The organism is Ideonella sp. B508-1, assembly GCF_000333615.1.
Lineage (GTDB): Bacteria > Pseudomonadota > Gammaproteobacteria > Burkholderiales > Burkholderiaceae_C > Ideonella.
Map to the genome: position 1 here is coordinate 1 of NZ_BADL01000231.1, position 1,964 is coordinate 1,964.

The 1,964-nt window shown below is 68.1% G+C and carries 3 protein-coding genes; all 3 read right to left on the bottom strand.

What is annotated here, in order from left to right:
- Positions 1-12 precede the first annotated feature (12 nt).
- The gene (locus I73_RS09815) at positions 13-735 is read right to left on the bottom strand and encodes a CoA pyrophosphatase (RefSeq protein ID WP_234409467.1); all 723 of its coding nucleotides are present in this window, start codon (positions 733-735) and stop codon (positions 13-15) included.
- An 80-nt stretch (positions 736-815) separates the two neighbouring features.
- On the bottom strand, positions 816-1,169 hold the full coding sequence (gene rplS / locus I73_RS09820) for a 50S ribosomal protein L19 (RefSeq protein WP_022980450.1): 354 nt from the start codon (positions 1,167-1,169) through the stop codon (positions 816-818).
- Between the two features lie 113 nt (positions 1,170-1,282).
- Positions 1,283-1,964, bottom strand: a 682-nt coding sequence (gene trmD, locus I73_RS09825; protein WP_022980451.1) for a tRNA (guanosine(37)-N1)-methyltransferase TrmD, incomplete at its 5' end; no start/stop codon positions are given.

Here is a 1,964-nt window from a genome sequence, read left to right on the forward strand (position 1 = left end):
CGCCCCCCAATATCAGTCGCCCAGCAGGTGGTAAAGGTTGCGCAGCATGGCGGCCGTGGCGCCCCAGATGAAGTATTCGCGGCCATCTGGCGCCGACCAGGCATGGGACAGGAAGCGCCGGACCTGACCTTCGACGGTCACCTGATGGTGCCGGTGATGGGCCGGGTTCATCAGAAAGGCCAGCGGCACCTGGAACACCTCGGCCACCTCGCCCGGATCGGGATGCAGGTTCAGCGCATCCGGCAGCAGCGCCACCACCGGCGTGACCTGGAAACGGGTCACCGTGGTGTACACCGGCATGCGCCCCAGGATCTCGGACAGCGCCGGGTCCAGCCCGATCTCCTCCTGGGCTTCCCGCAGCGCGGTGGCCACCACATCGGCATCGCCCGGCTCGCTGCGCCCGCCGGGAAAGCTGATCTGCCCGGCATGGTGGCGCAGGTGCTCGGTGCGGCGGGTCAGCAACACCTGCAGACCCGCCGGATCCTGCCGCAGCGGCACCAGCACGCCAGCCGAGGTGGGATCTCGGTCCGCCCCCCAGCCCACCCAGACACCGTCACCCGGCAGATGGGGTGGACGGCCTGCCGCCTGGGCCAGCCGTTCGCGCAGGAAGTCGGGCGTGAGCCGCTGCGCCGGCAGCGGCGGCAACTGGGCGTCGGTGCCGATCACCGGCACCGCACGCGGGTCCCCCAGCACGGGGCGGGGCACGGCCACAGGCCGCTCGGGAATCGGTGTCATGGGCCGCAGAGCTTACGCCAGAAAGCACAAAAGCCGCCCGAAGGCGGCCTTTGCGAGAGGAAGCATCCCCTGATCGTCGATCAGGACAGCTTTTCCTTGATGCGGGCCGACTTGCCCGAACGCTGACGCAGGTAGTACAGCTTGGCGCGGCGCACATCGCCGCGGCGCTTCACTTCGATCGAAGCGATCAGCGGGCTGTACAGCTGGAAGGTCCGTTCCACACCTTCGCCGCTGGAGATCTTGCGCACGATGAAGCTGCTGTTCAGGCCACGGTTGCGCTTGGCGATCACCACGCCTTCATAGGCCTGCACACGCTTGCGGGTGCCTTCCACCACGTTCACGCTCACGATGACCGTGTCGCCAGGGGCGAAGGAAGGAATGGTCTTGTTCAGACGAGCAATTTCTTCTTGCTCGAGGGTTTGGATCAGATCCACGAGGTTTCTCCTGAAAGATCTTGCCAGCGCTTGGGGTAGGTCAGTGGCCACACCGCGCTGGTTCAGCGCGGTTCAGCACTTTGTCGCCCGGCAGAGGATCGAAAAGCCGATCATCATAACACAAGCGAGGCCAGAAAGCGTTCATCCGCAGCACTGAGCGCGCCCCTGGCACGCGCCGCCTGGATCAGGTCCGGGCGCCGGCGCGCCGTCAGCGCCAGCGATTGCTCGCGGCGCCAAAGCTCGATCTGGGCATGGTGGCCGGACAACAGCACCGCCGGCACCGGCAGATCGCCCTCTTCGGTGTGCAGCACCTCGGGCCGGCTGTAGTGCGGGCAGTCCAGCAGCCCATCCTCGAAGCTGTCCTGCTCATGGGACCGCGCGTCGTGCAACACACCGGGCTGCAGACGGGTCACCCCGTCCAGCAGCGCCAGCGCGGGCAACTCACCGCCCGAGAGCACAAAGTCACCCAGGCTCAGCTCCAGATCGACGTGCCGGTCCAGAAAGCGCTGGTCGATGCCTTCGTAGCGCCCGCAGAGCAGGATGGCGCCCTCGCCGCCCGCCATCTCGCGCATCAGGCCCTGGTCCATCACCCGACCTGTGGGGCTGAAGTGGATGACCGGGCCGGCCGAGCCCCGGTCAGACCGCACCGCCGCCAGCGCCCGCTCCAGCGGCTCCACCAGCATCACCATGCCGGGGCCGCCGCCGTAGGGGCGGTCGTCCACCCGGCGGTAGTTGTCCTCGGCATGATCGCGCAGGGGCCACAGGCGCCGGTGCCGGGCCTGGTGTCCTCGCGCG